The 1,333-nt window shown below is 43.7% G+C and carries 2 protein-coding genes; both read left to right on the forward strand.

What is annotated here, in order from left to right; translation table 11 throughout:
• The coding region (locus R7P67_RS24620) for an ABC transporter permease (protein WP_318086292.1) at window positions 1-511 on the forward strand (511 nt) is incomplete at its 5' end.
• A gap of 127 nt (window positions 512-638) precedes the next feature.
• Window positions 639-1,333, forward strand: a 695-nt coding sequence (gene lpxL / locus R7P67_RS24625) for an LpxL/LpxP family Kdo(2)-lipid IV(A) lauroyl/palmitoleoyl acyltransferase (RefSeq protein ID WP_318086293.1), incomplete at its 3' end; no start/stop codon positions are given.

Consider the following 1,333-nt stretch of genomic DNA (forward strand, 5'->3'; position numbering starts at 1 on the left):
ACTGCAAAAGAACATTGAAGAGTTGTTGGTTGCACCTGTGCCAAACTACGTCATCATCGCAGGTTATGTCATGGGTGGTGTAACCCGTGGCTTGCTGGTTGGTGCTATTGTGACGTGCGTGTCGCTGCTGTTTGTGGATCTACAGGTTGAGCACTGGGGCATTATTGTGGCGACGGTATTTATGACGTCGGTGGTGTTTGCTCTTGGTGGATTGATCAATGCGGTTTACGCAAAGACGTTTGATGACATCTCAATCATTCCTACGTTTGTATTAACGCCGCTTACCTATCTTGGCGGTGTGTTTTATTCGATTAGCCTGTTGCCTGAGTTTTGGCAAGGTGTATCGAAAATCAACCCAATTGTTTACATGGTGAATGCATTCCGTTACGGATTTTTAGGCGTATCGGATGTCGGTATCGTGACTTCATTTAGTGTACTTGGTGTGTTTGTTGTGGTGCTGTACGCCATTGCCCACTATTTGGTAACAAAAGGGATTGGGCTACGAAGCTAAGCCATGCTCATAAAGAAAAGAGCAGCGATTTACGCTGCTCTTTTGCATGCACAACAATACATACCCATACAATCTTCCGGTTTTTATCATGATAGGTTTCAATCATTTGTAATAAATGAGTGATCCTATGAATATTGTCCCGCCGCCGCTTTTTTCCTATCAGTTACTTAAGCCCAAATATTGGTCTGTTTGGCTGGCATTTGGATCTCTAGCAATCATTGTTAATGTACTGCCGTATGTGGTTTTACGAATCTTAGGTAGAAGCATCGGTTGCGTTGCGATGCAGTTAATGAAGCGCCGATACAAGATCGCTTTGCGTAATCTTCAGCTATGTTTTCCTGATTACACAGATTGGCAATGCAAGGATGTGGTACGAAAAAACTTTCAATACACGGGAATGGCGCTCATCGAAACTGGTATCGCTTGGTTTTGGCCTGACTGGCGAATTAATCGCATAACTTCTATTGTTGGCAAAGATCGTCTGCTCACAGAGGAAAAGAACGGTCGCGGTGTATTAGTGGTGTGTAGTCACCATTTGAACTTGGAAATAACCGCTCGTATCTTCAGCCAATTTGCCAAAGGCTATGGTGTTTATCGACCAAACTCAAACCCTGCTTATGAATTTATTCAACATCGAGGCCGAACTCGTTTTGGGCATCAAATGATCGATCGAAAAGACGTGAAATCAATGCTCAAAGTTCTGAAAAATGGCCATCGACTTTGGTATTTACCTGATCATGATTATGGTGCCAGTCATTCTGTTTTTGCACCGTTCTTTGCCGTTGAACAAGCTGCGAGCACTGTGGGGTCTAGTGTGCTTAT

This window comes from Vibrio sp. Vb0937, assembly GCF_033338855.1.